The sequence below is a fragment of the Streptomyces sp. R41 genome (assembly GCF_041053055.1).
Lineage (GTDB): Bacteria > Actinomycetota > Actinomycetes > Streptomycetales > Streptomycetaceae > Streptomyces.
Genome location: NZ_CP163443.1, coordinates 6,768,111 through 6,791,743 on the forward strand (window position 1 = coordinate 6,768,111; position 23,633 = coordinate 6,791,743).

Below are 23,633 nucleotides of genomic sequence, written 5' to 3' on the forward strand. Positions count from 1 at the left end.
ACCGGGCCCGTGCCTCCCGTGACCCCGCAGTTGGGAGGCCAGCGCCAAGGGGCACGATTGCGTCCGCGAGGGTCACCTACAGCGGGCGATGCTGGAAGGAAACCGTGTGAGCCGGATTTCGGTCCGGGGATTCGCAGTGGCCTCGGCCACCGCGGTCACCGCCGTCGGAAGCGTCGTCGGAGTTGCCTCGGGCAGCACCGCCCAGCCGAACGATGCCGAGGCGACGGCAAGTGACTCGACCCTCCTCGCGGACATACCTGCGGGCCAGCAGGCCCAGGTGCAGACCGCGTCCCTGACGCAGCAGGCCGACGCACAGGCCATCGCCGCGGACGCGAGCGCCAAGAAGGACGCGGAGGAGGCTGCCCGCAAGCAGGCGGCCGACGACGCGATCGCGAAGCAGAAGGCCGCGGAGAAGGCGGAGAAGGAAGCCAAGGCGCGCAAGGCGGCGCAGGAAGCTGCGAGCCGCTCCGCGACGCGTGACGCCTCCAGCTTCTCCGTGCAGTCCTCGTACACCACCGCGCAGATCCAGGCGATGGCACGCCAGATGGTGCCGAGCGGCCAGTTCCAGTGCTTCAGCAACATCGTGGACCACGAGTCCAGCTGGAACTACAAGGCGGTCAACGCCTCCTCGGGCGCCTACGGTCTCTTCCAGGCCCTCCCCGGCTCCAAGATGTCGTCCGTCGGTTCCGACTGGCAGACGAACCCGGCCACACAGATCAAGTGGGGCCTCAACTACATGAACAGCCGGTACGGCAGCCCGTGTGAGGCCTGGTCGTTCTGGCAGGCCAACAGCTGGTACTGAGCCCCGCGCCGTACGCCGGCCGCTCAACCTTCCGAAGCCCCTCCCCGTCCTAGGGGGAGGGGCTTCGGCCATGTACGGTCGGAACCGACGACTCCAGGGGGGAGTGGTGGGGAGCAACGGGGGAAAAGGACGGATCATGTCGCGAGTGCCAGGGTGGCTCGGCCGGCTGGGCGCCGGACTGACCGAGCTGGGGGAGCGGTTGGACGAGCGCCGCGCCGAGGTGGAGAAGGAGTCACAGGGCCCCCTCGACTCCGAGGACGGGCTGGGCATCCGTAAGGACGAGGCACCGCAGGACTCGTCGGCGACGCACGTCGGGACGTACGCGCCCGCTGCCGGCAGCCGTCCCGAGGACCCTTCCGAGAACCGCCCCAGGGAGGAAGTTTCCGCGCCTCCCGCCGCGTACGTGCCGGTGGCGGCCGATCGCCCCGACCCCGCCCTCGCCGTGCCATGGGGCGTGCGGGTCGCGGCCGAGGCCGGCTGGCGGCTGCTCGTACTCGCGGGCACCGTCTGGGTGTTGATGCGGGTCATCAGCGCCGTACAGCTGGTGGTGCTCGCCTTCGTGGCCGCGCTGCTCATCACCGCGCTGCTGCAGCCGACGGTGGCCCGGCTGAAGAGGTACGGAGTGCCGCGCGGCCTCGCCACCGCGCTCACCGCGATTCTCGGCTTCGTCATCATGGGGCTGGTCGGCTGGTTCGTCGTCTGGCAGGTCCAGGAGAACATCGACAACCTCTCCGACCAGATCCAGGACGGCATCGACGAGCTGCGCAACTGGCTCCTCAACAGCCCGTTCCACGTGACGGACAAGCAGATCAACCAGATCGCCAAGAACCTGCGCGACGCCATCGGCGCGAACACGGACGAGATCACGTCCGCCGGGCTCGAAGGCGTGACGGTCATCGTGGAGGCCCTGACCGGCATCCTCCTGACGATGTTCTCGACCCTCTTCCTGCTCTATGACGGCAAGCGGATCTGGGAGTGGACGCTCAAGCTCGTCCCGGCCGCCGCCCGGCCGGGTGTCGCGGGCGCGGGGCCGCGGGCGTGGCGCACGCTCACGGCGTACGTGCGCGGCACGGTGATAGTGGCGCTGATCGACGCGATCTTCATCGGCCTGGGCATCTACTTCCTCGACGTCCCCATGGCCGTCCCGCTGGCGGTCTTCATCTTCCTCGGTGCGTTCATTCCGCTGGTGGGTGCGGTGATTTCCGGGGCGTTGGCGGTGGTGGTCGCGCTGGTGACGCAGGGTGTGTTCACGGCGGTGATGACGCTGGTCGTGGTGCTCGCCGTGCAGCAGATCGAGGGGCACATTCTGCAGCCGTTCATTCTGGGGCGGGCGGTGCGGGTCCATCCTCTTGCGGTGGTCCTCTCGGTCGCCGCGGGCGGGATGATCGCCGGGATCGGGGGCGCCGTGGTCGCGGTTCCGCTGGTCGCGGTCACCAACACCGTGGTCGTGTACCTGCGTTCCTACGCCCGCGAGGCGAGCCTCCGCCACTCGCCCGAGCCCCGCGGCGCCACAGCGGTGGACGCGGCCCCACTCCACCGGCCGACGCCGTAGGTTTTTCGCCCCAGACCCCGTTAGCGCACTTCCCCGCTGCCCCTTTTAGGGGCGCGGGGAACTGCGCAGTCTTTTAGCGGGGGTCTGGGGGCGGCAGCCCCCAGGTACGGGACGGGTAGGGGCGGCGGGGGCGAAAAAACCAAGGCCCCGCCCACCCCCAGCGGAGGTGGACGGGGCCGGGGCCGGGGCCCAAGAACGAAACGCCCACGGAGGCTACTGCGCGAGAACCGCCTCGGCATCCAGCGTCGTGCCCACCGCCTGAATGACGGACGCGATCTTGAAGGCCTCCTGGATGGTCTCCCGGTCGACCCCCGCCTTGCGGAGCACCTGCTCGTGGGAGTCGAGGCACTGCCCACAGCCGTTCACGGCGGAGACCGCGAGGGACCACAGCTCGAAGTCGACCTTCTCGACACCGGGGTTGCCGATGACGTTCATCCGCAGGCCGGCGCGCAGGTTGCCGTACTCGGGGTCCGACAGCAGGTGCCGTGTGCGGTAGAAGACGTTGTTCATCGCCATGACGGCGGCGGCCGACTTGGCGGCGGTGTACGCCTCCGGCGAGAGCTGGGCCTTCGCCTCGGGCTCCAGCTCACGCAGCACGCGCGGCGAGCGCGAAGCGATGGCGCACGCCAGCACGGTGCCCCACAACTGCTGCTGCGGGAGTTCCGAGTTGCCGATGACCGAGCCCAGGTTCAGGCGCAGGTCCTTCGCGTAGTCCGGCAGGGCGGACTTCAGTTCGTCGAGGGCCATGGAGGGTTACTCACCCGCCAGGAGCGCCACCGGGTCGAGGGTGTTCTCGCCCTTGGTCCAGTTGCACGGGCAGAGCTCGTCCGTCTGCAGGGCGTCCAGGACCCGCAGGACCTCCTTGGGGTTACGGCCGACGGAGCCGGCGGTCACCATGGAGAACTGGATCTCGTTGTTCTGGTCGACGATGAACACGGCACGCTTGGCGAAGCCGTCCTCGCCCTCGATGCCGAGGTCGCGCATGAGCTCGTGCTTCGAGTCGGCCATCATCGGGAAGGGCAGGTCACGCAGGTCGTCGTGGTCCTTGCGCCAGGCGTGGTGCACGAACTCGGAGTCGCCGGAGAAGCCGAGCACCTGGGCGTCACGGTCGGCGAACTCCTCGTTCAGCTTGCCGAAGGCCGCGATCTCGGTCGGGCACACGAAGGTGAAGTCCTTGGGCCAAGCAAAGACGATCTTCCACTTGCCCTCGTAGGTCTTGTGGTTGATCTGCTCGAACTCCTGCCCCTTCTCCAGCGAGACACAGGCAGTCAGGTCGAACTCGGGGAACTTGTCACCGACAGTGAGCACACGCTCTCCTTGCAGCGAGGAAACGCCCCTTTTGAGCGCGTTTCCCATGGGTTGGACTTGATTGATGTTGGCACACGCTGCATTGATTACGGAAATAGCTACACTCGGTTGTGTTGATCGGTTGCAGCTATCAGTGACTATGAGTAAGAGGTACGGCCATGGCAAGCCCGATGGGCGGCAAGGCGAGCTCCAAGGGGAACGGGCGCCGCCAGCCCAGCCTCGCCCAGCTGCGCGCCTTCGCCGCCGTGGCCGAGCATCTGCACTTCCGCGACGCGGCCGCCGCGATCGGGATGAGCCAGCCCGCACTGTCGGGCGCGGTCTCCGCCCTCGAGGAGACGCTCGGGGTGACCTTGCTGGAGCGTACGACCCGCAAGGTGCTGCTCTCGCCCGCCGGCGAGCGTCTGGCCGTACGGGCGAAGGCCGTACTGGAGGCGGTCGGCGCGCTCATGGAAGAGGCCGAGGCCGTCCGCGCGCCGTTCACCGGGGCCCTCCGCCTCGGCGTCATCCCCACCGTCGCGCCCTACCTCCTGCCCACGGTCCTCAAGCTCGTCCACGACCGCTATCCGGACCTCGACCTCCAGGTCCACGAGGAGCAGACGGCCAGTCTGCTGGAGGGGCTGGCCGTCGGGCGCCTCGATCTGCTGCTCCTCGCCGTGCCGCTCGGTGTGCCCACCGTCACCGAACTCCCGCTGTTCGACGAGGACTTCGTGCTCGTGACCCCGCTGGACCACTGGCTGGGGGGCAGGGAGGGGATTCCCCGCGAGGCCCTGCGGGAGCTGAATCTGCTGCTGCTCGACGAGGGACACTGTCTGCGCGACCAGGCCCTCGACATCTGCCGGGAGGCGGGCCGTGCCGACGCCCCCGTCACCACCACCGCCGCCGGTCTGTCCACCCTGGTCCAACTCGTCGCCGGCGGCCTCGGCGTGACCCTCCTCCCGCGTACCGCCGTCAAGGTGGAGACGACCCGCAGCAACCAGCTCCTCACCGGGTACTTCGCGGATCCGGCGCCCACGCGGCGCATTGCGCTGGCCATGCGCTCCGGCGCGGCACGCGGGGCGGAGTACGAGGAGCTGGCCGCGGCGCTGCGCGAGGCCCTGCGGCCGCTGCCCGTACGGGTGTTGGGCCAGGGGGACTGACTGAACTGCCTTGCACAGTCGGTCATTTGGGCGACCGATGGAGCCTCTTGAGGGGCGGGAGAATTCAACTTCCGTCAGGTAGTGCGACTCTCGCTGAAATATGCGCCCGGACTGATACACATGCCCCCTCAGTGTGACGCATCAGGCGTCTGTACGAGGCTCCAGAGGCTTCAAGGGGAGTGATGTCGGGCATTCGGGATTCCCTTGGCCGGGTCGGATACGACCTGCTGTCACGCGCGTTGGACGAGTGCCATCGCGAGAAGGTGACCGGGGGACTGCGGGTCTCCGGGAAGCCCGGGGGAGTCTTCCACTTCCGCGACGGTCTCGTCGTCGCCGTCGAGAGCCCGGGTGCCCCGGGGCCCGAAGCGCGGATGCTGCGCACCGGCAGGATCAGCGGTGAGCAGTGGGCGGAGCTGCTCCGGGAAGCGGACGGAAGGAGCTGGCCGGAGCCCGAACTGATCGCGCACGGCTATGCGGGGGCCGCCCAGCTCAGGGTCGTCTGCATGATGGCGCTGCAGGACGCCGTCTTCGCCGTCGTCGCGGGGCGTGTGGACGGCTGTGAACGGCTCGGCGCGTCCGAGCCGTTCGCGCCGGTCGCCGTGGGCGAGGCGCCGGGTCGGCTGCTGCAGGACGCGGCCCGCAAGCTGGCCGCCGTCGCCGCGCTCCCGTACCCCGTACGGCCCGATCGTGAACGGCCCGCGCCCGCCACCGGAGCGGACCTCCTGTGCGTCCGACTCTCCTCCGCGCAGCGGGAGTTGCTGGCGCACGCCGATGGCCGGCGTACCGCCCGCGACATCGCCTTCGCGACCGGTCGCGCCGTCTACACCGTGACGGTCGGCATGGCCCGCATGATCGGCGAGGGCCTCCTGGAACGGATGGACGAAACCGGGCCGACCACCCCGATCACCGTCCACCTCCCGCCCACGGGCGCATTGCACCGCAGACCGCCGTCCGCGCCTCGTCCGGCGGAGGGCGGGCCCGAAGCGGATCGTGGCGCGGGGGTCGTACGGGAGTTGCCTGGAGCGGACGGCGGCGCGGGGCTCGTACGGCGGCGGCCTGAAGCGGACGGCGGCGGAGGCCTCGTATCGCGGGAAGGGTCCAGCCCGGTTGGTGCCGACGCGCTCGGGGCGGCGACGCCCGTACCGGATGGTGCCGGGGAGCCTGCGGGTACGGCGTCCGGACCGGCCGGTGCCGAGGGACGGTCCGCTTCCGTGGCGGAGCCCGCCCCCGGGGCCCTGGAACAGGCCCCACGCATGGCTCCCGAGGTGGTCTCGGCGCTGGCCTCCGCGGTGGACGCGGGGGCCGGCGCCTCCACGGCCGCGGACGCGGCCCTCACCCCTCCGTCCGAGGCCGACGCCCCCACCACACCCCCACGCCCCACCACCTCCGAGCTCCCCCGGCGCAATCCCGGGGCGAGCGGAATCACCGAAACTCTCGCCCCGCAAAGAGCCGGGGCGAGTTGGAAAGGGTTCTTCCGTCTGCGCAACCGGATCTGGACCCCGGATTCCGGTACCTGACATTCCCGGGGAACCGCGAAGTGGATCAGCGTTCTTCTGCGCGAGAACGAACAAGTGTGATCAGGCATCAGGGAGTTCAGCACATGGATCACGAGGCACTGGCCATGGAAATGAGAGGCCTGCGGGAGCAGGTGACCGGAATTACCGATACGGCGGTGGCGGCCGCCGACGGACTACTCATCGCGGCGGACACCGCGGAAACCATCGACCCGGAGGGACTTGCCGCGATCGCGGCGGCGGGCCTGGGCATCGCCCGACGCGCCACCGAAACGACGGGCCGGGGAACCTTCCGGCAGACGGTGACGTACGGCAGCCAGGGCTGCGCCGCCTTCTACGCGGTCGGCGACACCGCGTTGATGGTGGTTCTGGGCGACGAGGGCATCGACCTCGACCGGCTCCACGAGGAGACCCGGCCCGCACTGGGACGCATCGGAACGATCCTCACCGCGACCGAAGGGGCCTGACCGCATGGCGACGAAGAGGATGACGCCCGGGTTCTCGGACCAGGTCTTGAGCCTGGTCAAGTCCCTCCGCACCGACGCACCGGACTGTGTGGCCTCGGGTGCGGTCGACATGTCGACCGGCATGCTGCTGGCCTACGAGACCGTGGACAATCACCCGCCCGAGGTCCTGGACCTGCTCGCGGGCGCGACCCTCGACCTTTTCCAGGGGCGTACGGTCGTGATGATCGAGGACGTCTTCAAGGAGCGCCGGGGCGTCAGCAGCGATCAGCACTTCTTCCAGGAGATCCTGGTGAACAGCGACAACCTGACCCACCTGTTCGTGCGCATGAACGATCACCAGGACGTCGTCGCCGTGGTCGTCTGCCGCAAGTCGGTGAATGTGGGCATGCTCTTCGCCCAGGTCAGACGTGTCGTACGGGAGTACACCAGCTGACTGCCGCGGGGCCCGAGCGCCACAGCGCGCGGCGTGGCGGCTCCTTCTCCCGGGCCGGGGAAGGAGCCGCCACGTGGCCGTCTACTCCGTACGCAGTCCGTCCGGCCGCATCAGGCGGATCAGCGGCGGCAGGCTGAGTGCCGTCACCAGCACCACGACTCCCGCGCCGATGCCGGTCATCGCCAGCACGCTCGCCCAGTCCACGCTCACCGGTGTGGCGGTCATCTTCAGCAGGACCGCGCCCAGGGTGAGGCCGACGATCGATGCCAGCGCGAGGCCCAGCGAGATCGGGATCGCGGTCTGCCACAGCACGGACAAGCTCAGTGTGCGACGCCGGGTGCCGAAGGCGACCAGCGACGACAGCAGCTTCTTGCGCTCGCGCAGCTGCTCCAGCTGGGAGACCAGCAGGCTCGCGCCGATGAGGATCAGGACGCAGGTCGCGCCGACGAACAGGCCGGTGCGGATGGAGGTGAAGCGGCGGGACTGCTCGCTGGCCGCCCACACCATCGGGTCCGCGAGCGGACTGACGGACGCCGCGGTGTTCCGGACGAGGTCGCGCACGTCCGGCACGGACTCGTCCAGCTTGAGGTAGATCTGCCCGGAGACGGTCTGCGCGGCCTTCGCGGGCAGGGCGCTCGGAGTGATCAGGAAGCCACCGCGGCGCATGCCGGTCGGGTCCTCGCGCGACTGGGCCTGCTTCAGGTCCCGCGGCACGGTCCAGGCGACCTCCTTGGCCTTCTGGGGTGCGTCGTAGGTGGGGTCGAAGTAGAGCGTCCGGCCGAGCTTGGCCAGTTTCGGCGTGTCGGTGTCGTACTCGGCGCCCCGTAGAGCGAAGACGTCGCCGTCGCGGCACGAGGGCAGCGACGCGACCTCACGCAAGGACGCGCAGTCGCCTACGGTGACCGACGCGGTGAGCTCGGGCCCGTCGGGCCGGTCGCCGAGGTAGCCCTCGGAGAACGCCGAGACATGGCGCACGCCCTTGGTCTCGCTGAACTTCCGGACGGCCGAGGCGAGCGGGACCTCGCGCGGCACGCGTACCTGCATCTGCGCCCGCGAGACGTCCTTGCCCGTCTGCTTGGTGTAGTCGCCCTGGACCCCGGCGAACAGCATCTGCAGGGCGATCGCCCCGGCCACCGCCACCGCGATGCCGTTGACCATCCGGGCCGCCGTACCGCTGCTCAACTGGAGCCTGCGGACGGCCAGCTGCCAGGCCACTCCGCCGGAGCCGAGCCGGGCGACGACCGCCTCGACGATCCACGGCAGCAGTGCGGTGATGCCGACGAGCAGCAGGACGACGCCGCCGGTCACCATGTACTGGTTGAAGTCCCCGTTGTTCCGGCCCTTCCCGAGCATCGGGTAGAGCATCGCGAGCCCGCCCAGCGGCAGCAGCAGCCGCCACCACAGCCGGCGTCGCGCGGGCCGCGCCGTGCGCACCACGCCGAGCGGCTCGATGACCACGCCGCGCAGGGCGAACAGGGTGACCAGCACCGCTGCCGCCGGCACCGCGACGGCCACCAGCGCGGCCAGCGCCGGCGACGGGTTCATGTAGCTCGGGAAGACGCTGACGTCGAGGATCTCGAGGGAGCCGGCGATCTGACGCCCGACCAGGAAGAAGCCCGTGCCGAAGACCAGCCCGAGCAGGGCGCCCGAGAGCGCCTCACCGGCGGCGATCCGGCGGGTCATCCGGCTGTCGGAGCCGATGAGGCGCAGCGCCGCGAGCCGCCGGTCGCGGCGCTCGCCGCCGAACCGCACGGCCGCCGCGATGAAGACCCCGACGGGCATCAGCAGCACCACGAAGACGACGAGGATCAGCAGGATCATGACGGGGTCCATCCGCTCCGACGACGGATGCGGATCCCCGAACCGGTCGATACGGGCCACCCTGGCGCCGTCGACCTGCGGCGCGAGCCCCTCGCCGCCCCGGTAGAAGGCGAGTTCGGCCGAGCCGATGAGGCCGCGCTCGGCGATGGTGGAGACGATGCGGTCCGGCAGCCGCTCCCGCAGCAGCTTCCCGTCGTCCGACGCCAGCAGTTTCTTCAGCGCGGGGGAGACCACCATCTCGCCCTTCGCGGGGAACTTGCCGAGCCCCGGCGGCAGCGGCGCCCGGGCCCCCTCGGGCTCCAACTCCCGTCCCCGGACGTCCTGTTCGCGGAAGGTGGTGTCGACGTTCGCGACGAGGAGGGTGTTGTCGGCCTTGGGCTTCTGGGCGCTGCTGTAGGTGATGTCCGTGCGGGCGCTCTCGCGGTCGTGCCGGACGGACAGCGCGTTCGGAATCGCGGTGGTGAGCAGCAGCAGTGCCACGCCGAGACCGACGCCGACCGCCGTCAGCAGGACCCGGGTCCAGCCCTCGCGCCCGCCGGTGAAGGCGAACTTGGCCCCCATGGCCAGGTCCCTGGACCACTGACGCACATTCATACGACGCGCTCCATGTCCCGGGACTTGCCGTCGCGCACAACGATCTCGCGGTCCGAGTACGCGGCCACCCGCGCCTCGTGCGTGACGAGCACGACGGCGGCGTTGGTCGAGCGGGCCGCGTCGGTCAGCAGCTGCATCACGCGCTCACCGTTGAGCGAGTCGAGCGCGCCGGTCGGCTCGTCCGCGAACAGCACGCGCGGGTTGGTGACCAGCGAACGGGCCACCGCCACGCGCTGCCCCTGACCGCCGGAGACCTCACCGGGCCGCTTGCCCTTGAGGTCGTCGACCTCAAGCTGCTCCATCCACGACAGGGCGGTGCGCTCCGCCTCCTTGCGCCCCGTCCCGTTCAGCCGCAGCGGCAGGGCGACATTCTCGACACAGGTCAACTCGGGCACCAGCTGCCCGAACTGGAACACGAACCCGAACTCGCTGCGCCGCAGCGCACTGCGCTGAGCGTCGCTCATGCCGGCCATCTCCCGGCCGTTGTACGTGATCGAGCCCGAGTCGGGCGGCACGATCCCGGCGAGGCAGTGCAGCAGGGTGGACTTGCCGGAGCCGGAGGGGCCCATCACGGCGACGACCTCGCCGGGATGGATGGAGAACTCGGCGCCGTCGAGCGCGGTGGTCGGTCCATACGTCTTGCGAAGCTCCGACGCGGCGAGCAGGGAGCCGGGGGGAGGAGTCATCGGGTCGTCACCGCCTCGGCGAGCTTGTCGAGGCGCGCGGCGGTGAGCTCCAGCCACCGCAGGTCCGCCTCCAGGTGGAAGAGGGCGTGGTCGCAGATCAGCTGATCCGCGAGGTCGCCCTTGCGCTTGCGGTCGGTCAGGATGCGCATCATGCGCAGGTGTTCCGAGCGCTGCGTGTCGAGGATCTCGCTCGCGTTGCGGTGCGTGAGCAGTGCGAGGACGACCTTGGTGTAGAGGGTCGACTGGAGGTACGGCTCGGGCTTCTCCGGCGTCGCGAGCCACCGCTGTACGTCGGTGATCCCGGCCTCGGTGATCGCGTACCGCTTCCGCTCGGGGCCGCCGCCCGCCTCTATCCCGTCGACCTCGACGAGCCCGTTCTTGAGCAGTCGCGACATCGTCGAGTAGACCTGGCCGTAGTGCAGCGGCCGGTCGTGACCGAACTTCTCGTCGAAGGCCCGCTTCAGGTCGTAACCGTGACGGGGGCCGGACTCCAGGAGCCCTAGGAGGGTGTGACCGATGGACATGCGAGCACTCTACACAGGGCGTATACACCCCGCGTATACACGATGCGAATAGATCATGGAGGACCGCGCGGTTCCGCAGCTCAGGCCCCATTGTCACGGTTCTGTCACTGACTTTTTTCGCCCTCTGCGCCCCGAAAGGGGCGCGGGGAACTGCGCGACCAGCCCCCACGCACCGGCAGCCGAAAGGCTGGTCGGGACGGGTAGGGGCGGAGGGGGCGAAGAAACCCCACGGTTCCCCTAGCTCTCCGGTTCGCCGGAGGTCGGCGGGCGCCCCCTGCGGGGAATCGGCCCGGCCCCGCCGGGCAGGCGGCCGGACTCGGCGAGGGCCCTGCGCAGCAGGAACTCGATCTGGGCGTTGGCGGACCGGAGTTCGTCCCCGGCCCAGCGGGCCAACGCCTCGTACACCAACGGATCCAGCCGCAACAGCACCTGCTTCCGCTGCGGCGGCTGCCGCCGGGGCGAGCCCCCTTCGGTAGGAGCCGTCACTGGTAAAGAGACCCGGTGTTCAGGACCGGCCGCGCCGCACGATCCCCGCACAGCACCACCATCAGGTTCGACACCATCGCCGCCTTCCGCTCGGAGTCCAACTCCACGATGTCCCTCCCCCACTGCCTAAAGGGTGTGGGGGGTACCCCCACGGGCGTTGCCGCGCAGTGAAAGGCCGTCCGGTGACCAGCGCGGCCTTGGCGCCGCTCGCCTGCACCTGTTTCGCCGGTTCCCGGCTAGCTTCGTTCTATCTAAGTGCTAACACTTTACCCGGCACGGCAACCTTCCACCCCTCTTAGTCGTCGGTTTTGTTGGGGCGGGTGCGGATGGCGTGCTGATTGTCACGTCCGGAAAAGACCGGATCGGCGGCCCTTTGTCATAGCGCGCGGTGTTAGCTTTCTGAGCTGACCTGAGCGACGAACCTGTGTGCCACACGAGAGTGAAGCGGAGCGGATCGACCCATGGGACGAGCGGAAGAGAGACGAGCGCGGCAGGCACGGGGCCGCCGCGCGGCGCCCAAGCGCTCGACCCAGGCGACGGCCAACGCGACGGCCAACGCGTCGGCCGGAGCCTCGCCCGGGGGGAAGTCCGGCCGCACCGGCGGCAAGGCCCGCCGCACTGGCATACGCCGGTTCGTCAACTGGAAGACGATCCTCGGCACGTTCTTCGGCTTCTGCCTGCTCGGCATGGGCGCCTTCATCGTGCTCTACATGGTCGTGTCCGTACCCCAGGGCAACGCGGCCGCGAAGCGACAGAGCAACATCTACAAGTACAGCGACGGCAACCTGCTCGGGCGCACCGGCAAGGTCAACCGTGAGATCGTCGACCTGTCCAAGGTGCCCAAGAGCGTCCAGAAGACCTTCGTCGCCGCCGAGAACAAGTCGTTCTACAAGGATTCGGGTGTCGACCTCAAGGGCACGGCCCGAGGCCTGATCAACACCCTCTCCGGCAAGGGCAAGCAGGGTGGTTCGACGATCACCCAGCAGTACGTCAAGAACTACTACCTCAACCAGGACCAGACCGTCACGCGCAAGCTGAAGGAACTGGTCATCTCGTTGAAGGTGGACCGCCAGAAGTCCAAGGAGGACATTCTCGCGGGCTACATCAACACCAGCTACTACGGCCGCAACGCGTACGGCATCCAGGCCGCCGCGCAGGCCTACTACCGCGTCGACGCGAGCGACCTCTCGGTCGCGCAGGGCGCGTATCTCGCCTCGCTGCTGCAGGCTCCGAGCCAGTACGACTGGGCGGTCGCCACGGATACCGGCAAGAGGCTCGTCAAGGCCCGCTGGAACTACACCCTCGACAACATGGTCGAGCAGGGCTGGCTGGACTCCGCCAAGCGCCAGGAGATGAAGTTCCCGACGCCCAAGGACCCCAAGGGCGCGCCCGGCATGGAGGGCCAGACCGGTTATCTGGTGAAGGCGGCCGAGGACGAGCTGGCCAAGCAACTCGTCTCCCAGGGCACGGCGGACGACCTGAACGACGCCCACGCCATGGTCGACGCGGGCGGCTGGACCATCACGCTCAACGTCGACAAGAAGAAGCAGGCGCTGCTCGAGAAGACCGTCAAGGCGCAGCTGACCAGCAAGCTGGACCCGAAGAAGCGCAAGGTCGACGCCGACATCCAGGCCGGTGCCGTGTCCGTCGACCCCAAGACCGGCAAGGTCCTGGCGATGTACGGCGGCAAGGACTACTTCAAGCACTACTACAACAACGCGACCCGCCGTGACTACCAGGTCGCGTCGACCTTCAAGCCGCTGATCCTCGCGGCTGCCCTGGACGACCAGGCCAAGACGCAGAGCGGCAAGCCGATCACGGCGAACACGATCTACGACGGCACGAACAGGCGCCCGGTCGTAGGCAGTGACATCGCCTTCGCCCCGCCGAACGAGGACGAGCACAGCTACGGCGACGTCACCGTCCAGACCGCGACGAACAAGTCCATCAACTCCGTCTTCGCGCAGATGGGCGTCGACGTCGGGATGGACGAGGTGCTGAAGGTCGCGGGCAAGCTCGGCATGGACACCAAGGGACTGCAGGCGGTGCCCGCGCAGACCCTCGGCTCCATGGGCGCGAGCCCGCTGGAGATGGCAGGCGTCTACGCCACGCTCGACAACCATGGCAAGAAGGTCACCCCGGCCATCATCGCCTCGGCCGAGCACAAGGACCGTCAAGTCAAATTCCCCGACCCGATCGGCGACCAGGTCATCAGCGAGGAGGCCGCCGACACGGTCACCTCGGTGCTGACCGGTGTGGTCGACGACGGTACGGCCCGGGTCGCGGTGCGGGACAACCCGGCCCGCGACGGTCAGCAGGTCGCCGGCAAGACGGGTACGTCCGACAACAACAAGTCGGCCTGGTTCACCGGCTACACGCCGAACCTGGTCACCTCGGTCGGCCTGTTCGGCGAGGGCGCGGTCGGCACCGCCAACGAAAGCAAGCAGGTGTCCATGAAGGGCGCCACGGGCCTCGTCGCGGAGAACGGCCGTGTCAACGGCGGTGGCTTCCCGGCCCAGATCTGGGCGGCGTACACCTTCGACGCGATGGGCAAGGTCAGCAAGTTCGACCTGAACACCACGTCGGGCGCCGCGGTGCAGCCCACCGAGACGCCCACGCCCACGTGGACGCCTTCGTCCACCCCCTCCTCGACGCCGACCACCGAGGAGCCGTCGACCGAGCCGCCGACGAGCAGCAGCCCGCCGACTCCGACGGAAGAGCCGACGACGAGCGAGCCGACGACCACGAGGCCGACCACGCCGACGGGCACCCCGACCGACGGAGTCCCGGACAATCCGCTGGATCCGAACAGTCAATAGCGCGCGAAAGGGGCACCCGGATCGCCGGGTGCCCCTTTCCGGCTGCCGCAGCGCGACGGTGTGTTTCGGCCAGCTTTTGGCCAGAGTTGTGGCGTCGAGTCACGTCTGCTTCACGGGATGAACGCAGGTAATTCCCTGGTTGTGCACGGGAGTTGCTCCTGTCGGGACGTGCGCAGCCGTGTGGCCGCCTGCACGCCGACCGCACCCCGACCCGGAAATGACCTTGTCCTCCTCCCGGGGTCTGTGCGTATCGTGGCTGCCGCGCACGGCGGATCTTGACCACTCCGCCTCAGCGCACGTCAGCCTGCGACCGGGGGAACACTGTCGCCACGGGGGAACACATCGTCATGCCGCACATCCGGCTTTTCCTGCGCACCGAACTGTCCTCGTGCGCTCTGCTCCGCTGTACGCGTCGCTCCTGACTTCAGGCGGGGCGTCCCGCGTCGCTCACGTAGACCGCGTCTACGGCTTGCGCTGCGCGAACGCCGACGACTCGCCATCAACTCGACCGGTCTGCACGACTTCAACACCACTGCGGAGCGCACACCTTGATACGTAGACCACTGACCACCGTCCTGCTGGCCGCCGCCGCGACAAGCGCACTTCTGCTCACCACCGGACCGGTGGCGTTCGCGGAGGAAGCCACCCCGGAGCCGTCGGCCACGGCCACGCAGGAGCCGTCGGCGGAGGAACCGTCGAATCCTGTGATCGCCGAATACAACGGGCGGAAGATCAACCTCGCCGAGTCGTGGGAAGGTGCCGACAGCTGCACCGAACTCCCCAACGGGGAAGTCCACTGCTACGACACGACCGAGGAAGCGCAGACCGACCCCGACCTGCCCGCCCGGATCCGGCAGGAGACCCGCAAGACCGCCGCGGTGCGGGCCGCCGCGGCGCCGCCCGACAGGTGCGTCGCCGACTACTGGTGCCTGTACCAGGACGCCAACTACAGGGGGAAGATCATTCGCCTCAGCAGCAGCGGCAAGCACGATCTGAGTGAGTGGGGCTTCCGCGACAAGCTGAGTTCCGTCTACTACTGGGTCGGCAGCTGGTCCCTCAACTACGGGACCGCCACGATCTGGGACTACCGGTCGGGGGTGCTCCACGACCGGCAGCGCGACCTCATTCCGCCCCACGGCTGGGCCGACTTCAAGAACATGGACTACCCGGGCGGCGGCAACTGGAACGACAAGGTCGACAACTTCCAGGTCAAACGCGCCTGATCCGGCAGTAGATCACCGACCGCAACGGCGGACCGGTCCCCGCCGCGCGGGGACCGGTCGGCTGCGTCAGCCTCCGTTGACGTTGTGGGAGATCCGGTCACCGATCTCCTTGTCGATGTTGCGCCAGTACTGCACCGCGCGGTCCAGGACCGGGCGCGACACATCGGCCTTGAGGTGTCCGCTGACGTTCGAGACGAGCCGGTCGCGGGCCGCGTCGTCGAGGACCTGGCGGACCATCGTGCCCGGCTGACCCCAGTCGTCGTCCTCGCGGTGCAGCTTGTACGCCTCGCGCACCAGCTCACCGGCGGTCTGCCAGCTCGCCGGGTCGCCGAACTGCCCGTAGTCGGCCGCGGGGCCGCCGTAGGAGTTGGGCGCGTACGGGCGGGACGCGTTCGACGGCTCGTAGCGCATCGGGCCGTCCTTGGCGTACGAGTTCACCGGGGCGTGCGGCCGGTTCGGCGGCAGCTGGGCGTAGTTGGGGCCGATCCGGTACCGGTGGGTGTCTGGGTACGAGAACAGCCGGCCCAGCAGCATCTTGTCCGGCGAGGGACCGACGCCCGGCACCAGGTTCGAGGGCTCGAAGGCGGCCTGCTCGATGTGGATGAAGTAGTCCTCGGGATTCTTGTCGAGGGTCATCCGGCCGACGTCGATCAGCGGGTAGTCCCCGTGCGGCCAGACCTTGGTCAGGTCGAACGGGTTGAACCGGTAGTCCGCCGCGTCCTCGAACGGCATGATCTGGACCTTCAGGCTCCAGGTCGGCGCGTTCCCGGACTCGATCGACTCGTACAGGTCCCGGCGGTGCACGTCCGCGTCCGAACCGGCCAGCTCGTCGGCCTCGGCCTGGGTGAGGAAGTCGATGCCCTGGTCGGTCTTGAAGTGGTACTTCACCCAGAACCGCTCACCGGCGCCATTGATCCACATATAGGTGTGGGAGCCGTAGCCGTTCATGTTGCGGTAGGTCTTCGGGATGCCGCGGTCGCCCATCAGCCACGTCACCATGTGCGCGGACTCGGGGGACAGCGTCCAGAAGTCCCACTGCATGTCGTTGCTGCGCAGCCCGGTCGCCGGGTGGCGCTTCTGCGAGCGGATGAAGTCCTGGAATTTGATCGTGTCACGGACGAAGAAGATCGGGGTGTTGTTGCCCACCAGATCGTAATTGCCGTGCTCGGTATAGAACTTGAGCGCGAAGCCGCGGGGGTCGCGCCAGGTGTCGGGCGAGCCCTGCTCGCCGGCGACGGTGGAGAAGCGGGCGAGCATCTCGGTGCGCCTGCCCGGCTGGAAGAGATCCGCCTTGGTGAACTGACTGACATCGTTGGTGACTTCGAAGAATCCGTACGCGCCACTGCCCTTGGCGTGCACCACCCGCTCGGGTACCCGCTCCCGGTTGAACTGGGCCATCTTCTCGATGAGGTAGTGGTCCTGGAGCAGGATCGGGCCATCGGGTCCGACGGTGAGCGAGTGTTCGTCGCTCTCCACCGGATTTCCGACGTTGTTCGTGGTGTACGGAGCCTTCTGGGGTGCCTGCGTCACGAGCGTCCTCCCGTCGAAGAAGAGGGTCGGTTAGGTCGCTTCGCTCACCCCAGCAGTCAACTCCGCCGACGGGATGTCGGCAACTTTTGGACGGGGTCTAATTTCGGTACGGTTCTGGGCGACTACGGTTGGTTCGGTTCCTCGGTTCTGAACGACTGCTGGGGGCGCCCCGCACGGGGTACCCCTCAGCCGCGGTTCAATTCGAACCAGACCACCTTCCCGGTACTCAACCGGGTCGCGCCCCACCGTCTGGCCAGTTTGTTCACCAGGTAGAGCCCGCGCCCGCCCTCGTCCGTGGCACGCGCCTGCCGCAGCCGCGGCAGCTGCGGCACGTCGTCGCCGACCTCGCAGCGCAGTACGTCCGTCCGCAGCAGCCGCAGCGTCACCGGCCGTGACGCGTAGCGCACGGCGTTCGTCACGACCTCGCTGACGAGCAGCTCCACGGAGTCGGTCATGTCCTCCATACCCCAGCGGGACAGCGCGCGCCGGGCCAGCCTGCGGGCCCGCCCCGGGGCCGCGTCCTCCGGCTCCAGGAACCAATACGCGACATCGCTCGGCGCGATCCCGTCGAAGCGGGCGGCGAGCAGCGCGATGTCGTCGTCCCGGTCGCCCGGGCCGAGCATGTCGAGCACGTCGTCGCACAGCGCTTCGAGCGGCGGCGGGTGGTCGGGACCGGTCAGCTGCGCGGTGGCCGCGAGCCGCTCCCTCAGCTGCTCTATCCCGGTCCACACGTCACGAAGGCGGGACTCGACAAGACCGTCCGTGTACAGCAGCAGCGTGGCACCCGCGGGCGCGTCCAGCTCCACCGCCTCGAAATCCACTCCGCCTACGCCGATCGGTGCACCCGGCGGCACCCGCAGCACCTCGGCCCGTCCGCCCAGATGCAGCAGGACCGGCGGCGGATGGCCCGCGTTGGCGATCGTGATGCGGTGCGAGACCGGGTCGTAGACGGCGTACAGGCAGGTCGCCATGCGGTCGGTGCCGAGCCGCTGCGCCTGCTCGTCGAGATGGTGCAGCACCTCCTGCGGCGGCAGATCGAGCCCGGCGAGAGTCTGCGCGGTCGTCCGCAGCTGGCCCATGATGGCCGCCGAGGTCATCGAGTGGCCCATGACGTCACCGACGACGAGGGCGACGCGGCTGCCCGGCAGCGGGATCGCGTCGTACCAGTCGCCGCCGACACGCGCGGTCTCCGCGGCCGGCAGATAGCGCGACGCCAGCCGTACGCCCGTGGGCCGGGGCAGCGTCTCGGGCAGCATCGTGCGCTGCAGCTCGTCGGCGATGTACGCCTCGCGCCCGTAGAGCACCGCCTTGTCGATGCCGAGCGCGCTGTGCGTGGCGAGCTGGGCGGCGACCAGTAGATCGTCGGCCTCGAAGGCGAGCCGATCCGGGCGGCGCAGGAACAGCGCCGCGCCGATCACCCGGCGGCGCCCGCGCAGCGGCGCCAGGATCGCGCGCTGCCCGCTCGGCACGGCCAGGTCGTCGCCGAGCAGCTCGGGCAGCGCGGCGCGGGCGGCGGGCGCGTCCGCGAACACAGGCCGTACGCCGCGCAGCACCTCGGCGAGGGCACCACCGGGGCGCACCTCGCACAGCTCGGCGGTCATCGCCTGCATCTCGCTGGGCTCGGGCTGCAACGCGGGCATGAAGCCACCGTCGGTGTCCCGCTCCTCGGGGATCCGGTCGGTGCGCCGCAGCCGCAGCACGACGGGGCCGGTGGGCCGCTCGTCGCCGACGGGCAGCGGGTCGCGCAGATAGACGAGGATCGCGTCGGAGAACGTCGGCACGGTGGCCCGGCACAGGCCCATCACGATCTCGTCCAGGTCGATGCCCCGGGCGATCCGGCGGGTCGCGGCGCCCACGAAGCGCAGCCGGTCCCCGTCGCGCCGCATCGGCATCGGGCCGCCGGGCGGCAGTCCCTGCCCGGTGCGCCGGTCCTTGCCGGCGGGGCTCCCCGACGGCCGGTCCTGCTCCTTGGCCGGCTGGACCGGGATGGCCTCGGGAGCGGGGCGCGGGCGGTGCGGATCGGGCTCGGCGGCCGAGGGCTGGGAGTGCTCGGAGCCGGGGGACGTGGGCGGCGGTGTGGGCACGCTGGTGCCGGGACCCGAGGCGGAGCCGGAGGAAGGGGACATGTCGGTGCCGGCGGAGGCCTGACCGCCGTTGGCGCCGTGCTTGCCGCACGGCGCGGTCGTGCCGGGACCGTTCGGCGCGTCGCCCGTGCGGGCCTGGACGGGTAACGCGGCGGCGCCCGGCAGCGCGGACGGCTGCTCCGGGGTACGCAGGAGCGCCCCGCGAGGGTCCGCGGGGGCGGGCGGCCGGCCGGCGCCGGGCTGGCGGCGCTCGTGCGAGGTGGGGTGCTCCGTCACGCGTGTCGAATCCATCCGTCCGGGGCTGCGCGCCGTGCGTGCAGTTCGTCCCGCAGCCCCGATACCCGGAATGTGTGCCCCAGGAACGGAATCTGCGTGTCGTCGGGGCAGGGCCCGACGACAGGCGCTGCCGCCATGGCGAGCCCGCGCGGTCGGCACGGCCGTCTGCGGGCCGCGCCGTCGTGGCCCTCGTACCCCTCGCTCACGTCCTGCCGCCCCTCGGTGACGTATGGTCAAGCCCGGCTCATACTGCGGGAGTTGTTGCTGCCGTGCGCCCTCCAGTCACCCGACCGCCACCCCTCAACGACGGTGCTGCGCACCGGCCTTGATTGAATTTGACGCGGAAGACGATCCTACGGTTGTACCACGGGGGCGCATCAAGGGTCTCATGAGGACACGTGCGCGGGCGTACGGTCCCAGTCATCGGGCAGGGCGGGAACCGGCCACGACGGATCGGGGCGCCAGTGCTGCCAGCCGTCCGAGAACGGCGCGCCCCAGGCGCGGATCACCTCCACCGCCGACCACCCCGCTTCCCTGACCCGTGCGGCCAGTTGAGTGTCCATCAGACCGGCCCGCTGTGCCATCGCGAACTCGTCCTCGTCGAGCCAGCGCCAACTCCGGTCCGGGTGGACGGAGATGTCCAGGAAGTGATCCTCGGAGTCGACCCCGCCCTCCCAACGGGTCAGCGGGGTCTCAAGGTTCACGTACCAGTTCTTGAAACGCCAGCCCGGCTCCCAGAAGAGCCACACCGACCAGGCGTCGCCGGGCCGCGCCAACTTCAGCACCCCGGTGCCGAACCAGCGGTCGCGCCGCACCGCGCGCGGCTTGGTGTAGCGCGACTCGAGCGGCTCCCCGTGCACCGGCGTACCGTCGGCGAGCACCGGCTTCACACACTCCGTGCCGGGCGCCATCCACACCGCGAGCAGCTCGTCGTCGTCCCGTACGACGGTCACGGGGCGGCAGATGTGGACGCGCGGGCCGGCGTTCTCCCGGTACCGCCACAGGATGTGACTCCCGGGGGCCCAGTGCGCCGTCGACCCGCCCGTTTCCACGTCTCTCACCGCTCCACCGTCTGCCATGACCAGATATTAGGTGCCCCGGGCATACGACGCTGCGGCGCGCGTCACGGTTCTCGCCCCCGGACACATGACGTTACGGAGGCGTCATCAGGCGTCTTCCGAAGGGGCGAACGCCGTTACGGACGCGTCATCCGCAGGACATCCAGCGCCTCGTCGAGCTGTTCCACCGTGAGGTCGCCGCGTTCCACATACCCGGACTCCAGGACAACCTGGCGAATCGTCTTCCGCTCCGCCAGCGCCTTCTTGGCCACCTTGGCGGCCTCCTCGTACCCGATGTACTTGTTGAGCGGTGTGACCACGGACGGTGACGACTCGGCGTACTCGCGGGCCCGTTCGCGGTGCGCGACGATCCCGTCGACGGTGCGGTCGGCGAGCAGCCGCGACACGTTCGCGAGCAGCCGGATCGACTCCAGGACGTTCTTCGCGATGACGGGCAGCATGACGTTGAGCTCGAAGTTGCCGGCCGCTCCGGCCGTGGCGACGGTGGCGTCGTTCCCGATCACCTGAGCGGCGACCATGAGCACGGCCTCGGGGATGACGGGATTCACCTTCCCCGGCATGATCGAGGATCCCGGCTGCAGATCCGGGAGACTGATCTCGGCCAGTCCGGTCCGCGGCCCCGACGCCATCCACCGGAGATCGTTGGCGATCTTGGTGAGCCCGACGGCGATGGTCCGAAGCTGCCCGCTGGTCTCGACGATTCCGTCACGCGCCCCCTGTGCCTCGAAGTGGTCGCGGGCTTCGGTGAGCGGCAGCCCCGTATCCCGGGCCACCTCCGCGATGACGGCGGCGGAGAACCCGGGCGGGGTGTTGATCCCGGTCCCCACGGCCGTTCCCCCGAGCGGCAGTTCGGCCAGCCGCGGCAGCGAGGCCCGGAGCCGCTCGACCCCGTAGCGCACCTGGGCCGCGTACCCGCCGAACTCCTGCCCCAGCGTCACCGGCGTCGCGTCCATCAGGTGCGTACGCCCGGACTTCACGACGTCGGCGAACTCCTCGGACTTGCGCGTGAGCGAGGCGGCGAGGTGCTCCAGCGCGGGGACGAGGTCCCGGGTGACGGCGGCGGTGGCGGCGATGTGGATCGAGGAGGGGAAGACGTCGTTCGAGGACTGCGAGGCGTTCACATGGTCATTGGGGTGTACGTCCCTGCCGAGCCGCTCGGTCGCGAGCGTGGCGATGACCTCGTTGGTGTTCATGTTGGAGGAGGTGCCGGATCCCGTCTGGAAGACGTCGACGGGGAAGTGCGCGTCCCAACGCCCCTCGGCGACCTCACCGGCCGCCTCCTGGATCGCCTCGGCGACATCCTTGTCGATCACACCCAGCTCGCCGTTCACCTTCGCGGCGGCCGCCTTGATCCGGGCGAGGGCCTCGATGTGGGCGCGCTCCAGCTGCTGCCCGGAGATCGGGAAGTTCTCCACGGCCCGCTGCGTCTGGGCCCGCCACTTCGCGTCGGCGGGGACGCGGACCTCGCCCATGGAGTCGTGCTCGATCCGGTACGGGGCTTCTGCCTGTTCATCGGCCATTGCCGATCACCTCCAGTGAGGACAGCATCGCGGACGTGTCCCGTGTTCCCGCGGCAGGGGGACAGGAACGGAGTGTCCTGCGAAGGCTCGGCAGTCCTGCGTGTGACGGGCGGTCAGTGCCGCGGAACGGCAGTGTGCGGCATGTGACCGGTGGCCAGTGCCGAGGAACGGCAGCGCGTGCCATGTGTGATCGGCGGTCAGTGTTGCCGAACGCCGAACAGGCCGGTGCACGTGGCTTTCCCGCCGACCTTGGCGCACGCCTGTGCTCCTCGTGGGGTCGACGCGGCCAGCATCGGGCTGCTGTATCCGTCCGACTTGTCGCCCTGGTAGATGGCGGACAGCTCGTCCTGGCCCGACCTGATCGAGATCTCCCGCGCGCCGCCGGCCCGGGTGCGGACCTCGGACCAGACCGTGGCACAGGACGGGGAGAAGCGCAGCAGCACGACCTGGGCGGCCTTGGCGACGCTGCTTTCCGTACGCGCGTCACGACCGCAGGTCTCGGGGGTCGGGAACTCCCCCTGGCAGCCGCTGCCGCGACAGGAGGCGGCCGCCCGGGGCGCCGCCGCTTCGTCGAAGTCGAGGACGTCCGCCGCGCCCGCGGTGACCGCCACCGTGGCGGCCACCACCGCGAGGGCGGCAAAGGCGCGATTCGGTCGGCGGGTGCGCCGGCTGCCCTCCTGTGCGGGTGCTGCCGCCGGGCCCGGCGGCAGCTGCGGCACGGTCGCCGTTCTGGACTGGGCCCGGGCCGCGCCATCCCAGAGGGAGAGGAGCGGACCGGGGTCGGAGTCCGCGAGCCGGCCGAGCGCCTCGACCGCCGCGCGCGGCGGGAACTGGTCGCCGTTCAGATAGCGATGCCAGGTCGACTTGCTGAACGGGGTGGCGGTGGCCAGTGCGGCCAGACTCAGCCCCGTCCGCTGCTTGAGGGCGCGGAGCCGCTCCACCAGGAGTTGCTCCGCGTCGTGCGACGAGTCGGGCAACGGCTGTCTCTTGACCATCACGTGGCTCTCCATCTCGCTCCCTCGCCGTGCCGGGGTGACCGTCGTGATGTGTTCCCGTGCGAGGCGCCGGGCCACACCGCGATCACCGGAATATGAAGGGGAGTTGACCTGCTGTTTTGCCACCGGGAGGCGGTGTGATCGGCTGATTGACCGGTGGTACCTCCGGACGGGATGTACGTCACCCCGTCCGGAGGTACCGGTGTCATGGGCCGAGCGGCGCGGCGCCTTTCAGCACCAGCGGACGGCGCTGCGGTTGTGCACGTAGCGCGCGGAGACGTAGCCCTTGTGGTGGGCGAGCTTGTACCAGCGCCGGTTGCCCAGGACGTTGGAGCCCCTCTTCTTGCAGGTGATGGTCACGACGTGGCCGATGGGGCGGGAGCCGATGACCCGGTAGCCGGTTCCCGGTCCGGACCTGACGTTCAGTCGGAAGTGGTGAGTGGCCACCCGGCCCCAGGTGTGGGTCGTGACGTGACGCCGGGCGTGCCTCGTGACGTGGTGCCGTACGTGGGTCGTCACGTGGCGTCGGGCGTGCCGCTTCGGCGCCTTGTGCTGGGCGTGCCGGGCGCCGGGCAGGCCCGGGATCGAGGACTGCGGGGCCGTCGGGTACCAGCTCGGCGTCGAGATCTGCGTGGGCGTGACCCAGTCGGGAGCCTGCGCTGCCGGGGCGGCGGAGGCGACGGCCGTCACCGGAAAGACGGCGACGGCCGCGATCGCGGCCACCAGGCCGTTGCGCAAAGTGCGTCGAATCATGGGATTTCCCTCCGAGTTGACCTGCGGATCA

20 protein-coding genes and 1 pseudogene are annotated in these 23,633 nt (G+C 69.7%); 8 read left to right on the forward strand and 13 right to left on the reverse strand.

The genetic code is table 11. The features are described from left to right. Positions 1–106 precede the first annotated feature (106 nt). A complete protein-coding gene (locus AB5J53_RS31030) occupies positions 107–802 on the forward strand; it encodes a transglycosylase SLT domain-containing protein (protein ID WP_369248919.1) in 696 nt (231 codons plus the stop codon). A gap of 136 nt (positions 803–938) precedes the next feature. After that, on the forward strand, positions 939–2,354 hold the full coding sequence (locus AB5J53_RS31035; protein WP_369248920.1) for an AI-2E family transporter: 1,416 nt from the start codon (positions 939–941) through the stop codon (positions 2,352–2,354). Positions 2,355–2,567: 213 nt separating this feature from the next. Here the strand turns inward: AB5J53_RS31035 and AB5J53_RS31040 are convergent, their stop codons facing one another. Both AB5J53_RS31040 and AB5J53_RS31045 read right to left on the reverse strand, forming a co-directional pair. Then, entirely contained in the window at positions 2,568–3,101 is a 534-nt protein-coding gene (locus AB5J53_RS31040) for an alkyl hydroperoxide reductase (RefSeq protein ID WP_369248921.1), read from the reverse strand. Between the two features lie 6 nt (positions 3,102–3,107). Continuing rightward, complete coding sequence (locus AB5J53_RS31045; protein WP_369248922.1) at positions 3,108–3,662, reverse strand: peroxiredoxin; 555 nt, start codon at positions 3,660–3,662, stop codon at positions 3,108–3,110. A gap of 158 nt (positions 3,663–3,820) precedes the next feature. On the opposite strand from AB5J53_RS31045, the gene AB5J53_RS31050 reads away from it, so the two are divergent. From AB5J53_RS31050 to AB5J53_RS31065, 4 genes are all read left to right on the forward strand, one after another. Further along, entirely contained in the window at positions 3,821–4,798 is a 978-nt protein-coding gene (locus tag AB5J53_RS31050) for a LysR substrate-binding domain-containing protein (RefSeq protein ID WP_369248923.1), read from the forward strand. A gap of 182 nt (positions 4,799–4,980) precedes the next feature. Then, positions 4,981–6,315 carry a hypothetical protein gene (locus tag AB5J53_RS31055; RefSeq protein WP_369248924.1) on the forward strand — a complete coding sequence of 445 codons (1,335 nt, stop codon included), beginning with the start codon at positions 4,981–4,983 and terminating at the stop codon, positions 6,313–6,315. 83 nt (positions 6,316–6,398) lie between these two features. Further along, the gene (locus AB5J53_RS31060; protein WP_369248925.1) at positions 6,399–6,779 is read left to right on the forward strand and encodes a roadblock/LC7 domain-containing protein; all 381 of its coding nucleotides are present in this window, start codon (positions 6,399–6,401) and stop codon (positions 6,777–6,779) included. Between the two features lie 4 nt (positions 6,780–6,783). Further along, the gene (locus AB5J53_RS31065) at positions 6,784–7,212 is read left to right on the forward strand and encodes a hypothetical protein (protein WP_369248926.1); all 429 of its coding nucleotides are present in this window, start codon (positions 6,784–6,786) and stop codon (positions 7,210–7,212) included. An 81-nt stretch (positions 7,213–7,293) separates the two neighbouring features. On the opposite strand, the gene AB5J53_RS31070 is transcribed toward AB5J53_RS31065, so the two are convergent. From AB5J53_RS31070 to AB5J53_RS31090, 5 genes and pseudogenes are all read right to left on the reverse strand, one after another. After that, positions 7,294–9,627, reverse strand: coding sequence for an ABC transporter permease (locus AB5J53_RS31070; protein ID WP_369248927.1), 2,334 nt, complete (start codon positions 9,625–9,627; stop codon positions 7,294–7,296). Next, the gene (locus AB5J53_RS31075) at positions 9,624–10,313 is read right to left on the reverse strand and encodes an ABC transporter ATP-binding protein (protein WP_369248928.1); all 690 of its coding nucleotides are present in this window, start codon (positions 10,311–10,313) and stop codon (positions 9,624–9,626) included. The genes AB5J53_RS31070 and AB5J53_RS31075 overlap by 4 nt, the downstream gene beginning before the upstream one ends. Then, the gene (locus AB5J53_RS31080) at positions 10,310–10,837 is read right to left on the reverse strand and encodes a PadR family transcriptional regulator (RefSeq protein ID WP_362031506.1); all 528 of its coding nucleotides are present in this window, start codon (positions 10,835–10,837) and stop codon (positions 10,310–10,312) included. The genes AB5J53_RS31075 and AB5J53_RS31080 overlap by 4 nt, the downstream gene beginning before the upstream one ends. A 237-nt stretch (positions 10,838–11,074) precedes the next feature. Continuing rightward, positions 11,075–11,323 (reverse strand): hypothetical protein, encoded by a 249-nt coding sequence (locus tag AB5J53_RS31085; protein WP_369248929.1) that lies wholly within the window; start codon positions 11,321–11,323, stop codon positions 11,075–11,077. Beyond that, a pseudogene (locus AB5J53_RS31090) lies at positions 11,320–11,439 on the reverse strand (SPFH domain-containing protein); the annotation flags it as partial. The gene AB5J53_RS31085 and the pseudogene AB5J53_RS31090, both read right to left, overlap by 4 nt. Positions 11,440–11,784: 345 nt before the next feature. On the opposite strand from AB5J53_RS31090, the gene AB5J53_RS31095 reads away from it, so the two are divergent. Then, positions 11,785–14,142: a transglycosylase domain-containing protein gene (locus AB5J53_RS31095; RefSeq protein WP_369248930.1), complete on the forward strand. Its 2,358-nt coding sequence runs from the start codon at positions 11,785–11,787 to the stop codon at positions 14,140–14,142. Between the two features lie 548 nt (positions 14,143–14,690). Further along, positions 14,691–15,365, forward strand: a complete 675-nt coding sequence (locus AB5J53_RS31100; RefSeq protein WP_369248931.1) for a peptidase inhibitor family I36 protein — start codon at positions 14,691–14,693, stop codon at positions 15,363–15,365. Positions 15,366–15,431: 66 nt separating this feature from the next. Here AB5J53_RS31100 and AB5J53_RS31105 read toward each other — a convergent pair whose 3' ends face one another. The 6 genes from AB5J53_RS31105 to AB5J53_RS31130 all read right to left on the reverse strand — a co-directional run bounded on the left by AB5J53_RS31105 (position 15,432) and on the right by AB5J53_RS31130 (position 23,602). Further along, complete coding sequence (locus AB5J53_RS31105; RefSeq protein WP_369248932.1) at positions 15,432–16,895, reverse strand: catalase; 1,464 nt, start codon at positions 16,893–16,895, stop codon at positions 15,432–15,434. A 185-nt stretch (positions 16,896–17,080) separates the two neighbouring features. Next, positions 17,081–19,270 (reverse strand): SpoIIE family protein phosphatase, encoded by a 2,190-nt coding sequence (locus tag AB5J53_RS31110; protein ID WP_369248933.1) that lies wholly within the window; start codon positions 19,268–19,270, stop codon positions 17,081–17,083. Positions 19,271–19,641: 371 nt separating this feature from the next. Beyond that, positions 19,642–20,334 (reverse strand): DUF402 domain-containing protein, encoded by a 693-nt coding sequence (locus tag AB5J53_RS31115; RefSeq protein WP_369248934.1) that lies wholly within the window; start codon positions 20,332–20,334, stop codon positions 19,642–19,644. A 116-nt stretch (positions 20,335–20,450) separates the two neighbouring features. Then, positions 20,451–21,854 (reverse strand): class II fumarate hydratase, encoded by a 1,404-nt coding sequence (locus tag AB5J53_RS31120; RefSeq protein ID WP_369248935.1) that lies wholly within the window; start codon positions 21,852–21,854, stop codon positions 20,451–20,453. A 197-nt stretch (positions 21,855–22,051) separates the two neighbouring features. Further along, the gene (locus AB5J53_RS31125) at positions 22,052–22,849 is read right to left on the reverse strand and encodes a DUF2690 domain-containing protein (RefSeq protein WP_369252583.1); all 798 of its coding nucleotides are present in this window, start codon (positions 22,847–22,849) and stop codon (positions 22,052–22,054) included. Positions 22,850–23,080: 231 nt separating this feature from the next. Continuing rightward, positions 23,081–23,602: an SH3 domain-containing protein gene (locus AB5J53_RS31130; RefSeq protein ID WP_369248936.1), complete on the reverse strand. Its 522-nt coding sequence runs from the start codon at positions 23,600–23,602 to the stop codon at positions 23,081–23,083. Positions 23,603–23,633 lie beyond the last annotated feature (31 nt).

Bases quoted from the DNA above. Each gene is read 5' to 3' on its own strand.
- AB5J53_RS31035 (WP_369248920.1), top strand. From the start codon at position 939: ATGTCGCGAGTGCCAGGGTGGCTCGGCCGGCTGGGCGCCGGACTGACC.
- AB5J53_RS31040 (WP_369248921.1), bottom strand. From the start codon at position 3,101: ATGGCCCTCGACGAACTGAAGTCCGCCCTGCCGGACTACGCGAAGGAC.
- AB5J53_RS31050 (WP_369248923.1), top strand. From the start codon at position 3,821: ATGGCAAGCCCGATGGGCGGCAAGGCGAGCTCCAAGGGGAACGGGCGC.
- AB5J53_RS31055 (WP_369248924.1), top strand. From the start codon at position 4,981: ATGTCGGGCATTCGGGATTCCCTTGGCCGGGTCGGATACGACCTGCTG.
- AB5J53_RS31060 (WP_369248925.1), top strand. From the start codon at position 6,399: ATGGATCACGAGGCACTGGCCATGGAAATGAGAGGCCTGCGGGAGCAG.
- AB5J53_RS31065 (WP_369248926.1), top strand. From the start codon at position 6,784: ATGGCGACGAAGAGGATGACGCCCGGGTTCTCGGACCAGGTCTTGAGC.
- AB5J53_RS31070 (WP_369248927.1), bottom strand. From the start codon at position 9,627: ATGAATGTGCGTCAGTGGTCCAGGGACCTGGCCATGGGGGCCAAGTTC.
- AB5J53_RS31075 (WP_369248928.1), bottom strand. From the start codon at position 10,313: ATGACTCCTCCCCCCGGCTCCCTGCTCGCCGCGTCGGAGCTTCGCAAG.
- AB5J53_RS31080 (WP_362031506.1), bottom strand. From the start codon at position 10,837: ATGTCCATCGGTCACACCCTCCTAGGGCTCCTGGAGTCCGGCCCCCGT.
- AB5J53_RS31095 (WP_369248930.1), top strand. From the start codon at position 11,785: ATGGGACGAGCGGAAGAGAGACGAGCGCGGCAGGCACGGGGCCGCCGC.
- AB5J53_RS31110 (WP_369248933.1), bottom strand. From the start codon at position 19,270: ATGGATTCGACACGCGTGACGGAGCACCCCACCTCGCACGAGCGCCGC.
- AB5J53_RS31115 (WP_369248934.1), bottom strand. From the start codon at position 20,334: ATGGCAGACGGTGGAGCGGTGAGAGACGTGGAAACGGGCGGGTCGACG.
- AB5J53_RS31120 (WP_369248935.1), bottom strand. From the start codon at position 21,854: ATGGCCGATGAACAGGCAGAAGCCCCGTACCGGATCGAGCACGACTCC.
- AB5J53_RS31125 (WP_369252583.1), bottom strand. From the start codon at position 22,849: ATGGTCAAGAGACAGCCGTTGCCCGACTCGTCGCACGACGCGGAGCAA.
- AB5J53_RS31130 (WP_369248936.1), bottom strand. From the start codon at position 23,602: ATGATTCGACGCACTTTGCGCAACGGCCTGGTGGCCGCGATCGCGGCC.